The organism is Lentzea alba (assembly GCF_047445655.1).
Lineage (GTDB): Bacteria > Actinomycetota > Actinomycetes > Mycobacteriales > Pseudonocardiaceae > Lentzea > Lentzea alba_A.
This window is the reverse complement of the sequence record NZ_JAJAEG010000003.1, coordinates 371,549-389,560: the sequence shown is the minus strand read 5'-3', so window position 1 is coordinate 389,560 and position 18,012 is coordinate 371,549. Positions and strand designations below refer to the sequence as shown.

Genomic DNA, 18,012 nt, shown 5'->3' with positions numbered 1-18,012 from the left:
AGATCGGAGTTGACCGTCATGTCAGCCGACGCGGTGTTCGCCGCGCTCTCCCCCGTGATCGACGGCATCGTGGCGACCTTCGGGCGCAGCTGCGAGGTGGTGCTGCACGACTACCGCGACCAGGAACGTTCGGTCGTCGCGGTCGCGGGCTCCGTCACCGGCCGGGAGGTCGGAGACGCGATGAGCGAGATCGGCCTGCGTGTCCTCGCTGCCGGAGACGAGGCCACCAACGAGGTCGGGTACATCACGCGAGCCCACGACGGGCGGGTGCTCAAGTGCACGACGTTGCCGTTGCGCGACGTCGACGGGACGTTGATCGGCGCGTTGTGCATCAACATCGACATCTCGGCCATCAACCGCGCCACCGGCGTGCTCTCGGACCTGCTCGGCTTGTCCGCGCTGGAAGAACCCAGCGCGACGACGAACTTCTCCGGTGATCTGGACCAGGTGGTCGACTCGCTGATCGAACGCGCCGAGCGTGCGCACGCGGTTCCCGTGGCGGCGCTGGGACGTGACGAACGGCTGGTGCTCGTCCGGTCGCTGCACGAGGCCGGCGTGTTCGCGTTGCGCGGCGCGCCTGGACGCATCGCCGCCCGGCTGGGCATCTCCCGCACCGGCCTGTACAACGACCTCGCCGAGCTGAAGAAGGACACACAGTGACCACCTTCGTCAGCGAGGCGGAGTCGGCAGCGCTCGTCGACGACGAGCTCGCACTGGCCGCCGCACGGGAGGCGTTCCTCGCCACCGGGACAGGTCAGACGTTCCCGGTCGTGATCGGGAATTCTTCTCTGCCGCACAACAGGTTCACGCTCAAGTCCGGCTCCGCGGGCGACCTCGTGGGCGTGAAGATCGGCAGCTTCTGGCCGGACAACACCGAGTTGCCACGGCACAGCTCCACGATCGTGCTGCTCGACCCCGCCACCGGCAGACTGAGAGCCGTGGTCGAAGCGGCGGCCGCCAACGCTTACCGCACCGCTGCGGCTGACGCGCTCGCCGTGGACGCGCTGGCCCGCAAGGACTCCCGCACGCTGACCATCATCGGAACCGGACACCAGGCCCTGCACGAGGTTCGTGCGGTGAGCCGGGTACGACCGATCGAACGGGTCTTCGTCGTCGGCAGACGCCCCGATGCCGCAAAGACGTTTGCCGCACAGGTGACTGCGGTGACCGGCATGACCGCGGAACCCACCGACGCCAGGACCGGTGTCGCCGAAGCGGACGTGCTCGTCACGGCCACGACGTCCCGCGAACCCCTGTTCGACGCGAGCTGGGTCGCACCGGGCACGCACATCTCCGCCATGGGTGCCGACGGTCCAGGCAAGCAAGAGCTCCCGGTCGCGATCTACGACCGCGCCAGGCTCTTCTGCGATCTTCCGGAACAGTCGACGACCATCGGCGAGTTCCAGCACGCCCAGGCCGCTGTGCCCGTCGCACTCGGGTCAGTGCTCGCCGGTGACGCCGACGGCCGGACCTCACCGGAGGACGTGACGGTGTTCGACAGCTCCGGATTCGCCTTGCAGGACCTCACCCTCGCCGCCGCGTTGCTGCACCGTCGCTTCGGAGAACACGAATGACCACTTTGGACGCCCCGGACACGCCGTTCGCCGTTGTCGACGTCGAACGGCTGGACCGCAACGCGGCCCGGCTCCGCGACCGCCTGCGTCAACTCGGCGTGCCGCTGCGTCTGCACGTGAAGACGGCCAAGTCCGTCGAGGTCGCCGACCGGGTCCAGGCCGGTGGGCCGATCACGGTGTCCACCCTCGCGGAAGCCGAGCACTTCGCCGACGCGGGCTACCAGGACATCCTCTACGCGGTCGGCATCGACCCGCACAAGCTGCCGCGCGTCGCCGCACTGCTGCGCCGTGGCGTGACCCTCACCGTCCTGCTCGACACCGTCGTGCAGGCCGAGGCGGTGACCTCGTTCGCGCACAAGGAAACCCTCCACCTCCCGGCGCTGATCGAGATCGACTGCGACGGACATCGTGGCGGCGTCGCACCGACCGATCCCGCCCTCGTCCAGATCGGCCGGGCGCTCGGTGACAACCTCGCCGGCGTGCTCACCCACGCGGGCGAGTCCTACTTCGCCTGCACACCACAGGCGCTGCGGCAGGCCGCGCAGAACGAGCGGGATACCGCCGTCGCCGCCGCCGAAACCTTGCGCGCCAACGGTCTTCCGTTCCCGATCGTCAGCGTCGGATCGACCCCCACGGCGCACGCGGCGACCGACCTGACCGGCGTGACCGAGGTCCGCGCGGGCAACTACGTCTTCTTCGACCTCGTCATGGCGGGCATCGGCGTGTGCGACGTCCAAGACCTCGCACTCTCCGTCGTCGTCACCGTGATCGGCCACCAGCACGACAAGAACTGGATCCTCACCGACGGCGGCTGGATGGCCACCTCACGGGACCGGGGCACGCAGGCCCAGGCCGTCGATCAGGGGTACGGGCTCGTCGCCGACGTGCACGGCACCCTGATGCCGGACCTGCTCATGACCGGGGCGAGCCAGGAACACGGCGTCCTCAGCACGCGAGACGGCAAGCCGGTACCCGACCTCCCCATCGGGACCCGCCTGCGGATCCTGCCCAACCACGCCTGCGCCACCGCCGCCCAGCACGACCACTACCAGGTCGTCAGCGGCACGACCGTCGAAGCGACGTGGACGCGCCACCGCGGTTGGTGATCACCTCGAAGTCGGCCACGGCCGTGCGGTCGGGACGCCGCCGGAGGGACGAGTGGGCAGCGTCGGAGTGGCCTTGTTCCAAGCGTGCGCAGTCAACGCGATCACCGTGCCGGGCCGAACCCAGCGCAGGATCGACACGAGCGTGCTCGCCGCGATGGCCACACAGCCGGCGGTCGGAGCGCCGTTCGTGACGTGCACGAAGAACGCGCTACCGGCACCTGGAACGCGCTGCGCGTTCACGCCCATCACCAGCGCGTAGTCGTAGACAGCGCCCGTGTCCCACAGGTTCTCCGACTTGCTCTCGTTGAACGGGCACGTGCCCCGGGCACACCGCTGGTGGGTGTTGTAGTCAGGACTGTTCACGTCGCTGACCCACCAGTCCTGGTTGTCGACCCGCAGGTACGACACCCCGGCACCGGGGTCGGACTGCCGGCCGAACGCACCCGTGATCGGGAAGACCCCGGCGGGCGTGTAGGACGAGCCCTCCCGGTAGGAGCTCGAGATGCCGGGCGAGCCGACCTTGGCCCCGACGCCGTCGAACACCCGCGTCCAGCCGTTCCCCGACTTCTCCCACGTGGACAACGTGGCGTTGGAGCCTCCCGCGCCCACCACCGAGATCACCTGGGTGGCACTGCCGACACGACTGCTGAACCACGGCGGCTCGGCGCTCTGCTGCGCGGGCGCGGCGGACGCCACCGTGAGCGAGCCGACGACGACCAAGGCCATCACGGAACACAGAACTCGAAACACAACTCCCCCAATGCGCAGCTTTCGTGCCAGGCGCGCGAGCCTAACGTGACCCATCTGACTTGGCTTTCACATAGCCAGGCGCCTACAGGGCTGACTATGGCCACCAGTAGTCAGGTAGGTTCCGCCGTCATCGTCGACGCGGTCCGCACGCCGCTCGCCAAGGGGAAGCCCGGCGGCGCGTACGCCGAGGTCCACCCCGTCGACCTGCACAGCACGGTGCTCGCGGCACTCGTCGAGCGCACCGGCATCGATCCCGCCGTGATCGACGACGTCATCAGCGGTGCCGTCGGCCAGGTCGGCGAGCAGTCCGGCAACAACGCCCGCTGGGCCTTGCTCGCCGCCGGGTTCCCCGAGTCGGTTCCCGGCGTCACCGTCGACCGCCAGTGCGGCTCCAGCCAGCAGGCGCTGCACTTCGCCGCCCAGGGCGTGATGGCCGGCGCGTACGACGTGGTGATCGCCTCCGGGGTCGAGTCCATGAGCCGGATCCCGATCGGTTCGCAGACCCTCGGCAAGGACTTCGCCGGGCCGAAGGTCGGTGCGCGCTACAGCCTCGTGCCGCAAGGCATCAGCGCGGAACTCATCGCGCAGCGGTGGAACCTGTCCCGTGCCCGGCTCGACGAGTTCGCCGCCGAGTCCCACCGGCGCGCCGCGACCGCGTGGAAGAACGGGTTCTTCGACTCACAGGTCACCTTCGTGAACGACCTGCGGACCGACGAGACGATCCGCCCCGACACCACCGCGGAGGTCCTGTCCGCGCTGCGACCAGCGTTCCGCAACGACCACTGGGTCGAGCGGTACCCGGAGCTCGACTGGCGCATCACCGCCGGCAACAGCTCACCGGTGAACGACGGCGCCGCGGCCGTGCTGGTCACCAGCGAGGAGGCGGCCGCACGCCTCGGGCTCACGCCCCGCGCCCGCGTCCACTCCTTCGCCGTGGTCGGCGACGACCCGATCCTCATGCTCACCGGCATCATCCCGGCCACCCACAAGGTGCTCGCCAGGGCCGGGCTCACCGTCGCGGACATCGACGCCTTCGAGGTCAACGAGGCGTTCGCACCCGTCGTGCTCGCGTGGCAGGCGGAGACCGGCGCCGATCCCGCCAAGGTGAACATCAACGGCGGAGCGCTCGCGATCGGTCACCCGCTCGGAGGTTCGGGCGCCCGTCTCATGACCACGCTGCTGAACAACCTCGAACAGACCGGTGGCCGCTACGGACTGCAGGTCATGTGCGAGGCGGGCGGGCTCGCGAACGCCACGATCATCGAACGGATCTGACCTGGAGAGCCAGATTCTCCGGCTCGAACGAGTCCACATCGGACGAAGAGATCCGCACCGCGACCGGTTCGCCGGTCTCGGCCGACACCACCCGAAGCGGCCCGTCGTCCTCCTGCAGGTACTCGTCCCCCCACTGCATCAGGGCGACGATCACCGGCAGGAGGGCGTTGCCCATCTCGGTGAGGACGTACTCGTACCGGGTCCGCGCGCCAGGCTCCTGATACGGCCGCTTCTCCAGCACGCCCGACTCCACGAGCCCCTTCAGCCGCTTGGCCGCCACCGCCTCGGTGATCCCCACGCGCCGCACGAAACCGTCGAACCTGGTGGTGCCGTAGAAGGCCTCGCGCACCAGGAGCATCGCCGACCTCGTGCCGATGACGTCCAGCGCCAGCGCGATCGAACACCCGTCCGGCCGCCACCGGTCCAGGTCGGCCAGCGGCCCGTTCAGCTGCATGGGCATTCCGTGAGCCTACACCTGACTTGTGCGGACCATATCCAGCTCAGAGCACCGACAGGATCTTCTCGTTCCACCACAGGTCGAGGTCGTCGAGGGTGTCGATGTCTCCCGGCCGCTTCAGCCCGCCGACCACGAGCGTGCGGGTGTCGACCCACCAGACCTGCGCGATGCCGTTGTCGAGGAAGCACGTGGTGAACTCGCCGGGCAACGGGCCTGAGGTGTCGCGGTAGTAGAGCGCGTAGTGGATGGGGTCGGACTTCGGCCGGCACCCGCCGCGCGCGTCCATCCGCGGGATGCCCCGACTGCCCACGAGCGCCTGGAAGTACGCGTCCTGGGTGGCGCGGTCGGCGAACAGGCGGAACTCGGCCTCGGCCGGTGGCGGGGTCCTGGGGTCCCAGGAGTTGGTTCTGGTGCAACGGACTGCCGCCACCTCGCCGCTGTCCGGGGTGGCGGGAACGCAGGGGGTGGTGGAGGTCCGGTAGGGGTCCGGCAGGGCGGCGAACAGCGCGTCCAGCTGCGGTGAGCGGGTCGTGGTGGTGGTCGTGGGGCTGCTCGTCGTGCTGGTCGTCGAGGTGCTGCTGGACGTGCCATCGCCGCTGACTTCGTTGCCCTTCGTGATGATCAGCCCTGTTGCGATGAGTGCCATCACGACGATCACGGCGGCGCCGAGGATGATCAGTTCTCTGGTTTGGGCGGCGCTGGGCAGGACGCGGGTGGGCGGGTCCGGCTGCGGGTGCGCGGGCTCGGTGGGGCCGGGCGGGATCGCGGGAGTCGCCGAAGCCAGCGCCTGCGCCGCCGCCTTCGCGAACTCCCCCGCCGTGGCGTACCGATCAGCCGGGTTCTTGGCCATGCCCTTCGCGATGACCTCGTCCAACTCCACCGGAACCGCCGGGTTCACCAGCGCGGCGCTGGGCGGCGGTTCGTTCATGTGCGCCCAGATCTGGGCAGCGGTGCTCTCCGCGGTGAACGGCCGCCGCCCCGCCACACTGGCGAAAAGCACGCACGCCAGGGCGTACACGTCCGCACGCCCGTCCACGAACCCGCGCTCGAAGCGTTCCGGGGCCATGTAGTCGAGGGTGCCGACCACGGAACCGGACGCCGTCAGGCCCGTCACGCCCGGCGAGACGCTGCGGGCGATGCCGAAGTCCACCAGGTAGACGAAGTCGCCCGGGGTCACGAGGATGTTCGACGGCTTCACGTCGCGGTGCACGAGCCCGTCGGCGTGGGCCGCGTCCAGCGCGCTCGCCACCTGCTCGACGATCCGCACGGCCCGCAAAGGCTCAAGGGGCACATCGCGGATCAGGTCAGCCAGGTCCGAACCCTCCACCAGGCGCATGTCCAGGTAGAGGCGGCCGTCGATCTCGCCGTAAGCGTGGATGGGGATGACGTGCGGCTCGCGCAGCCGTGCGACGATCCGCGCCTCGCGACGGAAGCGGGCGCGGTACTCCTCGTCGTCGTGATGGCCGGGCGACAACCTCTTGAGCGCCACGACCCGGTCGTGCGCCAGGTCGTAGGCCCGGTGCACCTCGCCCATCCCGCCGCGGCCGAGCAGCTGCTCGATCCGGTACGGCCCGAACGTCTCTTCCGTCATCGTCCTCGTGTCCCGAGCGCCTTCTCCGTTCGAGTCGACGCGCGCCGGCCGTCGCGGGTTCCACGGCAGCCTACAAGGCGAGATCAGCCGGCGAGGCGGGATCGAAGCGACGCGATCAGCTCGGCGCGGCTGGACACCGCGAGCTTCTGCCGGATCCGTGCCACGTGCTGCTCCACGGTCTTCGGCGAGATGTACAGGCGGGCCCCGATCTCCTTCTGCGTCAAGCCGTCCAGCAGCAGCTCGCCGACCGAACGCTCGCGCTTCGACAGCCCGTCGGCGGACTCCTCGGTGGCGAACCGGGCCCGCAAGGCTCGCCCGGTGCTCAGCAGTTCGCGTGCCTCGGCGGGATCACTGAGCTTCGCCGCGGCGGCACCGCACAGCGCCATGGCCTCCCAGGCGTCGTCCAGCCCGGCAGCCACAGCCGCCACCTCACGCCCGTCCACGGTGCCTCGCACAACGGAAGCCCATGCGTGCGCGGCCGCACCCCGTTCCGTTCCCTCCAACGCCACAGCCGCCTGCGTCGCCGCATCGACGTCCCCTGCACCGACCGCGCGGTGCAGCTTCCACCAGTGGTTCGCCCGCAAAGCCCACTGCGGCACACCGGCCTGCGCGATGGCACAGGTCATCGCCTCGACCACGGTCTCGCCGTCGAACCGCGACACCGCCGCCGCGCCAACGGAAAGCTCGCCCCAGGCGTCCAGCAGCAGGACCTCCACGTCCGCGCCTGCGACAACCGGTGCCACGCGACGCCACGTGGCGCGCAACGCATCCGGGTCACCGGCCCGCCGCGCGAGCCCGATCGTCACAGCCGCCGCGAGCACGGCGTCCCTGCGCAGCACCGGCACGGTGCCGGCGGACGCGATCGCGGCGCGGGCGTCGGCCAGGCGTCCAGCCCTCAGGTGCAGCCAGGCCGTCAACAGCAGCCGTCTCGTGGTCGGCGGACGATCTTCGTGGGCGGCCAGAACCTCTTGCGCGGTGCGGTCGTCGCCGCCGGCGATCAGCACCGTCACGGCCAGGTCGTCCCACTGCTCGGCGGCCAGGCCGTCGGCCGGCACGGTCGCGACCGCCAGTCCGGCCAGCCTGCGGGCAGCGCGGTCGAACCCGCCGCGCACCGCCTCGATCGCGGCGTCGACGCCGTCGAGGAACACGGTGAGGCCACGCGGTGCCGCTCCTGACAGCAGCTCACGTGCACCTGCCAGATCGCGGTCGGCCGCTTCGACGTCACCGCCCAGGCACGCGGCCAAAGCAGCCCGTCCGTGCGCCGCGACGGCGGGCGCGCCGGTCAGCACGGTCGCGATCACCCGCCACCGCGCGGCCGCGTCGAGCAGCGACCCGTCGGCGGCCGCGGCAGCGGCGGCGACTCCCGCGGCGAGGCAGTCCTCGTCCGCTCCCGCGGCGAGAATCCGGTCCGCGGCCTCGATCGCGGCGGCCGTGTCCCCGGCTCTCCACGCTTGTTCGACAGCTTGCGCCTTCATGCCTTCGCTCCCCCTCGGAACCACACCCGCGCGGCCGGCCGGAACGAGACGACCACCGCGACCACCGCGATCCCGCCCGCCACCACCAGACCCGCGAGGAACACCGACCGCAGCCCCCCAGCCACGATCACCGCGTGCACCAGCACCACACCTGTCAGCAACGCCAACGCCGCCCGCGCCCACCGCTTGCCCCGGTTCAGCGCGACCACGAAACCCAGCTCCAGCAACATGAGCAGCAGTCCAGCACCGAGCAGCAACGCCAGCACGGCGACGACCACCCGTTCCTGGGTGACCGCGGCCTCTGCCGGAAACCGTTGCGCCACTTCGGCAGCCAGGCCCGCACGGACCTGTCGAACATCGATCAACGCCAGCAAGTAGCCGGCCACCTGCAACACCACAGCCGCCGTCCACAGCCACACGACCGCTTTGACGGCTTGAGGCTTGACGCGTTCGACGGGCTGCCAGCGTTGCAGGCGCGGTCTCGGAGGTACGGCGGGTCTTGTCACGGGGCACCGGCTTTCGTCATGCCGCTCGTGATGGGCGTCGTCGAGCTCGGCGGCGGCGGAGTGGACTTCGTCGTGCTGACCGTCGTCGAAGGACGCGTGGTCGTGGTGGTGGGCTTGGGTTTCGGCGGCTGCGTGGTCGTCCGCGGCGGCGGAGGCGGAGGCGGCTGCTGAGTGGGCGTGTACTGGACGACCGACGGCTCAACGGTCGTGGTCGTCGTGGGCGGTGCCGTCGTCGTCGTGGTCGTGTCGGCGCCGGCCTTGTTGGTCAGCACGTTGTTCGCGAGCACACCACCGGCGACGGCCACCGCGAGCACACCGGCCGTCACGAACGGTGTCAGCTTCCTCCGCTTGGGCCGCAACGCCTTCGGAGCCTCCGGCAGCGGCGGGCGGGTCCACATCGCGGTGGCGACGGCGGCGGGCTCCGGTTCAAGACCGCGTGCCTCCAGTGCGGCACCGATGGCGGCCATGCCGTTCGGCGCGGGTGACACGGCCCGCCCGAGCTGCGCGGAAACCTCCTGCGTCACCAGTGGAATCCGGGACGAACCACCGACCAGCAGCACGGCGGCGAGCTCGTGCGGTGGCGTTCCGGCCGCCCGCAGCGCCCGGTCCAGCGTGGCCACGGTCTCCTCGACCGCAGGGCGGATCATCGACTCGAACTCGGTCCGTCCCAGCCGCACCTCCCGCGTCGCGATCCCGGGCAGCGCAACGGGGATCAACACCTCGGTGTCGGCGGACAGCTTCTCCTTGGCCGCGGTGCACGCGCGCCGCAGGTCGGCGACGGCCGTCAGCACCGCGGGATCCATCGGGTCCAAGGCGTCCCACTCGGGCCGCAGCGCCTCGACGACGTGCTGGAACACGACCTCGTCGAAGTCGAGCCCGCCGAGGTCGAGCTCCTCCGGCGGCCCGGCCAGCACGAACCTGTCGGCGGCGAGCTTGCGCACCACAGCGGCGTCGAAAGTCTTGCCACCAAGGTCATAAACCGCAACGGCCGCGCCCTCTTCGAGGCGCGCCAGGGCGTCGTGCGCGCGGACAACGGCCTGCGGTTCGGGCACCAGCAGCACCTGCGCGAGACCGTTGGCGGACAGCGCGGCCCGCAACGACTCCAGCCGGTAGTGGCCCCACCCCGCCGGGTGAGTGAGGGCGACCCGAGTGGGCTGCCCGCCGGGCAAAGAACTGAGCAACCGCAACAAAAATCGCGCGGTCACCGCTTCCGCCGTCAACGCGGAGTCACCGATCCGCAACGGAGTGGGATCGCCGATGCGGTTCTTGAACTGCCGCGCGACGCGACCGGGGTCGGTCAGCGCACGGCGTTCCGCGTCGGATCCCACGAGGAACGTCCCGTCCGGACTCTGGAAGACCACGGACGGCACAAGCACTTCAAGCCTCGCGGCCTGATCTGGTCTGCAACTCGACACTGTCGTGAAGGTCGATCCCAGATCCAGCCCAACCTGGTACGACATCGGACTCTCCCCTATGGCACTTCGCAGCGCGGACGTACCTACACGTGCGTCTCAGTTGGCTGGTTCACCGCAGTTGACGAAACAGGGGGCAATCCCTTAATGACCCCACCTCCCCTCCCTCGATCCCTGTGTTCGTGCCAGCGACGAACAGGGTTCGGTCCCGATGGCAGAAGGCTTGGAGATTCCTAACTTTGGTGGTGTCAGCCGGTCGGAACCGCCGCCGGCGACCAACACCAAGGAGCTGGACATGAGCAACCCCATCGACCTCAACGCCTTCCTCGCCGACCTGACCGCCGACCTGGACCTGGACACCACCAACGCCGCCGAGCAGCAGCTGCAGACGGCTCAGGTCAACCCGCAGGCCGCCGAGCAGGTCGCCGACCAGACCCAGGACACCACCACGGTCACGAACACCGAGGGTGGCGGCGGAGGCGACGGCGGGACGGCCGTCGGTGGTGACAGCGGCAGCGCGAACGGGGGCAACGGCCTCGGGGTGGGCGGCGCCGGTGGCGACATCGACCAGGAGGGCCTCGTCAACGTCAACTTCGGCTCCACCTCGGGTGGCAACGGCATCGGCCTCGGCGGCAACGGCGGCGTGACCGGTGACGGTGGCGACGCGGACGCGTCGGGCGGCAACGGCGGCGCGGCGCAGTCCAACGTCGACGTGGACGCCGACCAGGAGCTGGACCAGGACGTCGACCAGGTCTCGGAGCAGGACGCCGACCTGGCCGCCGTGTCGGACCAGTCGAACGACTTCGACATCGACGTCGAGAACGAGATCGACAACATCGTCGAGGACCTGGACCTGCCCGCCGGTTTCTGATCCCGAGCCGGCCCCGGCCACGAGGGGTGGCCGGGGCCGGTTCGTTCCACACCGTTTAGGAGCCGGACATGCTGTCCAATCTGATCGACTTCCTGATGAACCTGCTGAAGGACGACGACGCGAAGAAGGCGTTCGACGAGAACCCCGACTCGGAGCTCAAGAAGGCAGGTCTGAACGGCGTCACCGGACAGGACGTCCGGGACGCGCGGCTGATCATGGCCGATTCCGGCGGGGTGCGCGCCCGCGGCGAGGAGAGATCGTCCTCGCACGACGACGACCCCGTCCGGGAGATCCACCACACCACGCGCGAGTACGTGGTGGAGAAGCCGGTGACCAACATCGAGCAGAACATCAGCATCGACGACCGGGACGTCACGATCATCGACGACTCGTTCAACTCCGACGACGACACCGAGGTCAACTCGGTCGCCATCCAGGACAACGACACCAACGTCGTGCAGGTCAAGGACTCCTTCAACGACAAGGACGAAGAGCCCGAACCGGTCCTGAAGGAGGAGGACGTGCCGTTGGAGCCCAAGCCGTTGGACGAGGACCCGGAGATCGTGCTCGACGACCCGGTCGTGCTGCCCGAACCGGAGCCGGAACCACTTCCGGAGGCACTTCCGGTGGACGTGGAACCGGAGCCCCTGCCCGAACCCGACCCAGTGATTGCGTGACCTCACCATGACGACCACACCGATCGAGGCCGTCGACCGCGCGCTCGCCGCCATCGCGCGCTACGAACGGCCGGACCTCGAAGCGCGGCTGCGCCAGGCGAGGGCACGACTTCAGGACGACCGCGTGCGGCTGCTGGTCGTCGGTGAGTTCAAGCAGGGCAAGAGCATGCTGGTCAACGGCCTGCTCGGGGCGCCGGTCTGCCCGGTGTTCGACGACATCGCGACGGCGGTCCCGACCGTCGTCCGGTACGCCGAGCAGCCCGTCGTCACCCTCGTGCGCGGTGACTCGCGCGTAGAGGTGCCGGTGGATCAACTGCCGATGTACGCGTCGGAGTCGGGCAACCCCGGCAACAAAGAGCGGTTGGATCACATCGAGGTGGGAATTCCGCGCCCGATCCTCGGTGAGGGGCTGGAGCTCGTCGACACCCCCGGTGTCGGCGGGCTCGGCTCCGTCCACGGCGCGGCGACGATGTCCGCGCTGCCCACCGCGGACGCGGTGCTCCTGGTGTCCGACGCCTCCCAGGAGTACACGGCGCCGGAGCTGGAGTTCCTCCGCAACGCCGTGGCCGTGTGCCCGAACGTGGCGTGCGTGGTGACGAAGACCGATCTCTACCCGGACTGGCGTTTCATCGCCGAGCAGAACCAGGCTCATCTCAAGGAGGTCGGCCTCACGCCGTCGTTCTTCACGGTGTCGTCGACCCTGCGCTGGCACGCCCTGCAGACGGGCGACCAGGACGTGAACCGCGAGTCCGGCTACCCGCCGCTGGTCACCTACATCCGCAAGAAGGTGCTCGGCGAGGCCGACGCGCTGGCTCGCAAGTCCACCGCGCACGACGTGCACGCCGTCATCGACCAGATCACCTCGTCGTTGCGCGCGGAGGAGTCGGCGCAGTCGGACCCCGCGTCCGCCCAGGCGTTGATCGGCAAGCTGTCCGCGGCCGAGCAACGTGCCGCGGGCTTGAAGGAACGCTCCGCGCGCTGGCAGCAGACGCTGTCCGACGGCGTGGCGGACCTGAACGCCGATGTCGACTACGACCTGCGCGACCGCATGCGCGAGATCGTCCGCGAGGCCGAGGAGGCCATCATGGACGGTGACCCGACGAAGATCTGGGACCAGTTCACGAAATGGGTCCAGGACACCGCCGCGTCGGCCGTCTCCGCGAACTCGGTCTGGGCGACCCAGCGCGCCCGCTGGCTGGCCCGCCGCGTCGCCGAGCACTTCGACTCGGAACGCGAGCAGACCCTGCCGTCGCTGCAGACGGCCTCCGGCGATCCGCTGCGCTCAGTGCGCGCGCTGGAGGTCCGAACCGACGAGAAGTTCGGTGTGGGCGGGCGTTTCCTGAGCGGTCTGCGCGGCGGCTACTCGGGTCTGCTCATGTTCGGGCTGCTCGGTTCCGCGATCGGGCTGTCTCTGATCAACCCGATCTCGATCGGCGCCGCGGTGCTGCTGGGCGGGAAGACCATTGGTGACGAACGGAAACGCATCGTCCAGCGCCGGCAGAACGACGCGAAGGCCGCGCTGCGCCGCTACATCGACGACGTGACGTTCCACGCGGGCAAGGAGTCCCGCGACGTGCTCCGGGCGATGCAACGCGACCTGCGCGACCACTTCACCGCGCTGGCCGAACAGCTGAAGCGTTCGCTGCAGGAGTCGATCCAGTCGGCCCAGAAGTCGGTGAAGGCCTCGTCGGAGGACCGGAGCGCGCGGTTGAAGGAGATCGCTCTTGAGCTTGCGGCGCTGGAGAAGGTGCGTGCGGAGGTGACGCCGTGATCATCGACGAGGTGCGCCGGGTGTTGTCGCTCGCGATCGACGCCCACCGCGACCAGCCCCGCGCCGCCCACTTCCTGCGCGGCCAGCTCGACCGGCTGGACTCGCCGTTGCGCGTCGCGATCGCCGGCCGGGTGAAGGCGGGCAAGTCCACCCTGCTGAACGCCCTGGTCGGCGACTCGCTGGCCCCCACCGACGCCGGCGAGTGCACGCGGGTCGTGACCTGGTACCAGGACGGGCGCTCGCCGCGCGTCGTGATGCACCCCGTGACCGGCAACCCGGTGTCGCTGCCGGTCGTGCGCCGCGACGGTGCCCTGTCGATGGACCTCGGCGGTGCTGCCGTCTCCCGCTTGGTCGTGGAGTGGCCGTCGCAGAGCCTGCGGCACACCACCTTGATCGACACGCCCGGCATCGCCTCCCTGACGGCCGAGAACTCGGCGCAGGCGGTGCGGTTCCTGACGCCCGACGACGAGACGCCCACCGAGGCGGACGCCGTGGTGTATCTGATGAAACACCTGCACTCGGCCGATGCGTCCTTCTTGGAGTCTTTCCGGGACCAGGGCGTCGCTCGCGCAGCCGCGATCAACACCGTCGCGGTGATCTCCCGCGCCGACGAGATCGCCGGCGGCCGGGTCGACGCGATGATCTCCGCGCGGTCCATCGCCGCCCGCTACCGCTCCGCGCCGGAGCTGCACGGCCTGGCGCAGAACGTGGTCGCCGTCGCGGGTCTGGTCGCCGTGGCGGGACGAACGCTGACGCAGGCCGAGTTCGCGGCTTTGTCAGCGCTGGCCGCCGAGCCCCGGGAGTCGCTGGAGTCGTCGTTGCTCTCAGCCGACCGGTTCACCTCGGGTTCGCAGGAGCGGGCCGCTCTGCTGCGGCGGTTCGGGGTGTTCGGGATCCGGTTGTCGGTCACGCTGATCCGCCAGGGCGTCCGCTCGCAGGCGGCGCTGGCCGACGAACTGGTGGCGCGCAGCGGACTGCGGGAGCTGCAGCGGGTGTTGCAGACGCAGTTCAGCGAGCGCCGCGACCTGCTGAAGGCCCGGTCCGCGTTGCTGGCGCTGGACCGCGTTGTCCGCGGTGGACGGCTGGCCGGCGAAGTCGAGCGGATCTTCGCGGGCACCCACGAGTTCGCGGAACTGCGTCTGCTGTCGGCGTTGCGGTCCGGCGCCGTGTCGTTGCCCGGGCCGATGGTGGCGGAGGCGGAGCGACTGCTGGGCGACTCCGGGATCGCCCCGGCCGCGCGCCTGGGTCTGGCCCCGGACGCGCTGGCCGGCGAGGTGCGGCACACCGCGTTCACGGCACTGCGGCGCTGGCAGGCGCACGCGGAGAACCCGATGCTGGGCCGGAAATCCGCGGACGCCTGCCGAGTGCTGGTGCGGACGTGCGAAGGCCTGCTGGCCTCACGGACGTAGCAACGTGCCCAGCAGCGCCTGCGCGTCCAGCTTTCCCCAGCCGTAGCGCGGGTTCCAGACCGGACCGGTGCCCGCGTCCCGGCGTGCCGTGATCCGCAACCGCTGCTGCACGTCCTCCGGCGTCAGCCGCGGTTCGTGCTGCAGAAGGAGAGCCACGAGCCCCGCGACGAACGGCGTCGCCATGCTGGTCCCCTGGATCGTCACGTACTGCCCGCTGGAGTGCAGCCGCGCCGCCAGTCTCGGATCACCCGCGAACTCCGAGCCGGCCGACAGCGCCGCCGTGACGACCTGGCCGGGTGCCACGACGTCCGGCTTCTGCACCCCGACCCTCGTCGGTCCCTGGCTGGAGAACCCGGACAGCGAGTCCACGGTCAGTCCGTCCAGAGTGGACTGCCCCTGCGGTCCCTCGAACGTCTTGCGGCTCACCAGCGAGCCCACCGTGACCGCGCGTTCCTCGGTCGCGGGCACGCCGAGGGAGTACCCGTCCAGCGGCGCGCCGGGGAAGAGCAACCGGCCGCCCTGGGTGGCGGTCGCCCACGCGTGCACCTCACCGTGCACGACGGCCAGCGGCCTGATGCGGATCTTCCAGACGTCGTTGACCCTGCCGAGCAGCAACACCGTCAGGTTCTGGTCGCGGTTGAGCGGGTTCTCGACGAAGTCCGCCAGGAACGGCCCGAACGGCGTCGAGGTCTCCTGGCCGTTCGGCACGAACTGCCGCCCGTCCGGGGATTCCAGGAACACGTCCACCGAGTCGCCGCGCGGGATCCACACGTCGCACAGCAGCACGCCGCGATCGGCCACGCGCACCGGGATCACCAGGTCCTGACCGACCGTGAGCTGACCGGAGACGTGGACGCCGTCGTCGCCCTCGTTGCCCGCCGCGACCACGACGATCCGGCCAGGCCCGGACGCCAGCGCGATCTCGTTCTCCAGCGCGGACGTGCCGTCGTGGGCGCCCCAGTGCCCGCCGAGGCTGAGGCTGACCACCGCTGGCCTCGATCCGGCGAGGTCGAACGCCTGCCGGATGCCTTCGATGATGTGCTCGTCCAGCAACGGTTCGCTGCGCACGCCCATCAGCGACGCTTCCGGCGCGACACCGCGGAACCGCTTGTCCGGCAGGGCCAACCCGTTGCCCGCCGCGATCGACGCGCAGTGCGTGCCGTGACCGCCGGGGTCGCCCACCGGGATGGCAGGCCCGCCGTTCAGCGCCTTGTTGATGGCACCGGCGTCGAACTGCTCGTAGGTCGACACCTCGGCGTTGTCGTCGCGGTGGGCGAAGAGGAACCGCTCCAGCCTGGTCGTGCCGTCGGCGTGCCGGAAGTCCTTGTGCCGGTAGTCGACGCCGCTGTCGACCACGGCGAGCAGCACGCCCGCGCCCGTCAGCCCGGTGTGGTTCGGCAGCGCCAGCGCGGTGTCCAGCCCGGTCACCTGGCCGCGCGCCAGATCCATCCTGGCGAACATCTCCTTGGGCGCCTCGGCCCGCCGCAGCCACGGTTGACCGTCCAGTTCAGACAGTCGATCGACCGGGACGTTCGCGAGCAGCAACACGTTGCCCGACGCCTGCGTGTCCGGAGGTGCGGACACCAGCTCACCGCCCACGTCGTTGAGCCAGCTCGCGGCCGTGTCGACCGAGTCGCACCGCACGAGCAGTTTGGCCGAGGTCCGCACAGGCTCGTCGACCTGGTTTCCCGCGACGTTCAACGCCCGCACCGACAGTTCGCCGCCCAGACTGGCCGCGCCACGCAACCGGGCGTCCAGCACCGTGTCTCTTCTGGGCTCCATTGCCCCGCCCCCTTCAGTCGGACTGAAGAGACCTGAGCGTCCGGGGTCCTTCGACGGCGAGCACCCAGGTCTGCTGACCCACCAGGTGCAACACCTCGGGTGTGACAACGCCGGTCACCGAGCCGGCGCCGCGGCTGACCACCTCGACGCCGAGCGCGACCAGCCGGTCCGTGGGATCCGCGCCGCCCCGGAACCGCACGATGACACTCCGGCGTTCGCCCTCATCGGCGCTCAGCCGCCACCGTTCGAGTTCCGGTGCCACGACTCCGCGTCTTGGCTCCATGCCCGGAAGATACCTCCGGCTGCATGCACCTGTATCCGTCTATCAGCTCCGAAAAGGGGCTCGTTACTGGTCTGAACGGGCGAACTGCCGCTACCCGCGGCCGTTCCATCCCGCGTAACGACGTGCAGCTGACGCGCGACAAAGCGACACGGCGTTGCGGAGCCCACGTCGGTGGCACTCGATCCGCGAGATGTGGTGAGAACATGACCAGCAACAGCGAGAAAACGTCAAGGCTTCGGCGCTTCGCGGGCAAACCATCGTTCGATGTCATGCTGTGGGTTGCCGGAGCGCTCTGGGTTGCGATCATGATCGTGGCGATCGCGCTGTTCATGTTCAACGATGCGAAGTCGGCAGGGCAGCAGTTCGGACTGTCCATCCTGGTGGTGTTCGCCGCCGGAGCCGTTGGGGCCACGCTGGGATTCCTCTTCGGTGTGCCGAAGTCCGTGCCTGTGACGCGGAACGGCGAGACCCGCGTCGAGACCTACGTCCCCAACTCGAACCTCGAGCAGGTCTCCGATTGGCTGACCAAGATCCTCGTGGGCGTGGGCCTGCTCGAGTTCCGCCAGCTTCTCGACGCATTTCAAAGTTTGGGCACTAGGACCGGCGGCTTGTTCGGCGACCACGCCGGCTCGCCAGGCGCTGGCGCGGCCTACGGGATGACCTTGATCATCGTTGGCAGCCTCACCGGCTTCCTTCTCATGTACATGTGGACGCGGACGCGGCTGTACGAAGTGCTTGCAGGCCGCAAACCGCCAGTGCCTGACGCTCAGGCCGGCCAGTCGGCGCAAGCCTGACCGTTCATTCGCCGGCCGGACCGGCCGCGAGCCACTCCAATTCGGCGGCGAGCACACCGAGCTGGAACCGCGACTGCACGCCGAGCATCGACTGCAGGCGCGCGATCCGCCGGTTCAGCGTGCGCAGGCTGACGTCCAGTTCACGGGCGATCGCACGGTCGGTCGCACCCGTGCGCATGAGCAGCAGCAGGCGCCGGGTCGTGGGCTCTTTGCCCACGGCCACCAGGTGCGGTGTTGCGCGGGTCACAGACATAGGACGACGGTAGGCCGGACTATTGG

Annotated in this window: 18 protein-coding genes; 9 read left to right on the top strand and 9 right to left on the bottom strand. The window is 69.9% G+C overall.

Annotation, left to right across the window (positions count from 1 at the left end; translation table 11 throughout):
* Positions 1-18: 18 nt before the first annotated feature.
* From LFM09_RS07285 to LFM09_RS07275, 3 genes are read left to right on the top strand one after another with little or no spacing between them, the layout of a single operon-like run.
* Positions 19-660: a transcriptional regulator gene (locus tag LFM09_RS07285; RefSeq protein WP_414095508.1), complete on the top strand. Its 642-nt coding sequence runs from the start codon at positions 19-21 to the stop codon at positions 658-660.
* On the top strand, positions 657-1,574 hold the full coding sequence (locus LFM09_RS07280) for an ornithine cyclodeaminase family protein (protein ID WP_414095507.1): 918 nt from the start codon (positions 657-659) through the stop codon (positions 1,572-1,574). Before LFM09_RS07285 ends, LFM09_RS07280 begins: the two co-directional genes overlap by 4 nt.
* Complete coding sequence (locus tag LFM09_RS07275) at positions 1,571-2,680, top strand: alanine racemase (protein ID WP_414095506.1); 1,110 nt, start codon at positions 1,571-1,573, stop codon at positions 2,678-2,680. Before LFM09_RS07280 ends, LFM09_RS07275 begins: the two co-directional genes overlap by 4 nt.
* Here the strand turns inward: LFM09_RS07275 and LFM09_RS07270 are convergent, their stop codons facing one another.
* Entirely contained in the window at positions 2,681-3,406 is a 726-nt protein-coding gene (locus LFM09_RS07270) for a L,D-transpeptidase family protein (protein ID WP_414095505.1), read from the bottom strand.
* Between the two features lie 120 nt (positions 3,407-3,526).
* Between LFM09_RS07270 and LFM09_RS07265 the strand changes: the two genes are divergently transcribed.
* Complete coding sequence (locus LFM09_RS07265) at positions 3,527-4,705, top strand: thiolase family protein (RefSeq protein WP_414095504.1); 1,179 nt, start codon at positions 3,527-3,529, stop codon at positions 4,703-4,705.
* On the opposite strand, the gene LFM09_RS07260 is transcribed toward LFM09_RS07265, so the two are convergent.
* From LFM09_RS07260 to LFM09_RS07240, 5 genes are all read right to left on the bottom strand, one after another.
* Positions 4,689-5,165: a winged helix-turn-helix transcriptional regulator gene (locus tag LFM09_RS07260; RefSeq protein WP_414095503.1), complete on the bottom strand. Its 477-nt coding sequence runs from the start codon at positions 5,163-5,165 to the stop codon at positions 4,689-4,691. The genes LFM09_RS07265 and LFM09_RS07260 overlap by 17 nt on opposite strands.
* Before the next feature lie 40 nt (positions 5,166-5,205).
* On the bottom strand, positions 5,206-6,753 hold the full coding sequence (locus LFM09_RS07255) for a serine/threonine-protein kinase (protein ID WP_414095502.1): 1,548 nt from the start codon (positions 6,751-6,753) through the stop codon (positions 5,206-5,208).
* A gap of 83 nt (positions 6,754-6,836) precedes the next feature.
* A complete protein-coding gene (locus LFM09_RS07250) occupies positions 6,837-8,228 on the bottom strand; it encodes a LuxR C-terminal-related transcriptional regulator (RefSeq protein WP_414095501.1) in 1,392 nt (463 codons plus the stop codon).
* On the bottom strand, positions 8,225-8,734 hold the full coding sequence (locus LFM09_RS07245; RefSeq protein WP_414095500.1) for a hypothetical protein: 510 nt from the start codon (positions 8,732-8,734) through the stop codon (positions 8,225-8,227). Before LFM09_RS07245 ends, LFM09_RS07250 begins: the two co-directional genes overlap by 4 nt.
* Entirely contained in the window at positions 8,731-10,110 is a 1,380-nt protein-coding gene (locus LFM09_RS07240) for an Hsp70 family protein (RefSeq protein ID WP_414095499.1), read from the bottom strand. Before LFM09_RS07240 ends, LFM09_RS07245 begins: the two co-directional genes overlap by 4 nt.
* Positions 10,111-10,441: 331 nt before the next feature.
* On the opposite strand from LFM09_RS07240, the gene LFM09_RS07235 reads away from it, so the two are divergent.
* From LFM09_RS07235 to LFM09_RS07220, 4 genes are all read left to right on the top strand, one after another.
* Positions 10,442-11,017, top strand: coding sequence for a hypothetical protein (locus LFM09_RS07235; RefSeq protein ID WP_414095498.1), 576 nt, complete (start codon positions 10,442-10,444; stop codon positions 11,015-11,017).
* Between the two features lie 68 nt (positions 11,018-11,085).
* Entirely contained in the window at positions 11,086-11,694 is a 609-nt protein-coding gene (locus LFM09_RS07230; protein ID WP_414095497.1) for an IniB N-terminal domain-containing protein, read from the top strand.
* Positions 11,695-11,701: 7 nt separating this feature from the next.
* Positions 11,702-13,465 carry a dynamin family protein gene (locus LFM09_RS07225; RefSeq protein ID WP_414095496.1) on the top strand — a complete coding sequence of 588 codons (1,764 nt, stop codon included), beginning with the start codon at positions 11,702-11,704 and terminating at the stop codon, positions 13,463-13,465.
* Entirely contained in the window at positions 13,462-14,874 is a 1,413-nt protein-coding gene (locus LFM09_RS07220) for a dynamin family protein (RefSeq protein ID WP_414095495.1), read from the top strand. Before LFM09_RS07225 ends, LFM09_RS07220 begins: the two co-directional genes overlap by 4 nt.
* Here the strand turns inward: LFM09_RS07220 and LFM09_RS07215 are convergent.
* A complete protein-coding gene (locus LFM09_RS07215; protein WP_414095494.1) occupies positions 14,863-16,656 on the bottom strand; it encodes a S8 family serine peptidase in 1,794 nt (597 codons plus the stop codon). The genes LFM09_RS07220 and LFM09_RS07215 overlap by 12 nt on opposite strands.
* Positions 16,657-16,669: 13 nt before the next feature.
* Positions 16,670-16,939, bottom strand: coding sequence for a hypothetical protein (locus LFM09_RS07210; RefSeq protein WP_414095493.1), 270 nt, complete (start codon positions 16,937-16,939; stop codon positions 16,670-16,672).
* Between the two features lie 203 nt (positions 16,940-17,142).
* Here LFM09_RS07210 and LFM09_RS07205 point away from each other — a divergent pair, with 203 nt between their 5' ends.
* Complete coding sequence (locus LFM09_RS07205; protein WP_414095492.1) at positions 17,143-17,733, top strand: hypothetical protein; 591 nt, start codon at positions 17,143-17,145, stop codon at positions 17,731-17,733.
* A 4-nt stretch (positions 17,734-17,737) separates the two neighbouring features.
* Here the strand turns inward: LFM09_RS07205 and LFM09_RS07200 are convergent, their stop codons facing one another.
* Positions 17,738-17,986: a helix-turn-helix domain-containing protein gene (locus LFM09_RS07200; RefSeq protein ID WP_414095491.1), complete on the bottom strand. Its 249-nt coding sequence runs from the start codon at positions 17,984-17,986 to the stop codon at positions 17,738-17,740.
* Positions 17,987-18,012: the final 26 nt, after the last annotated feature.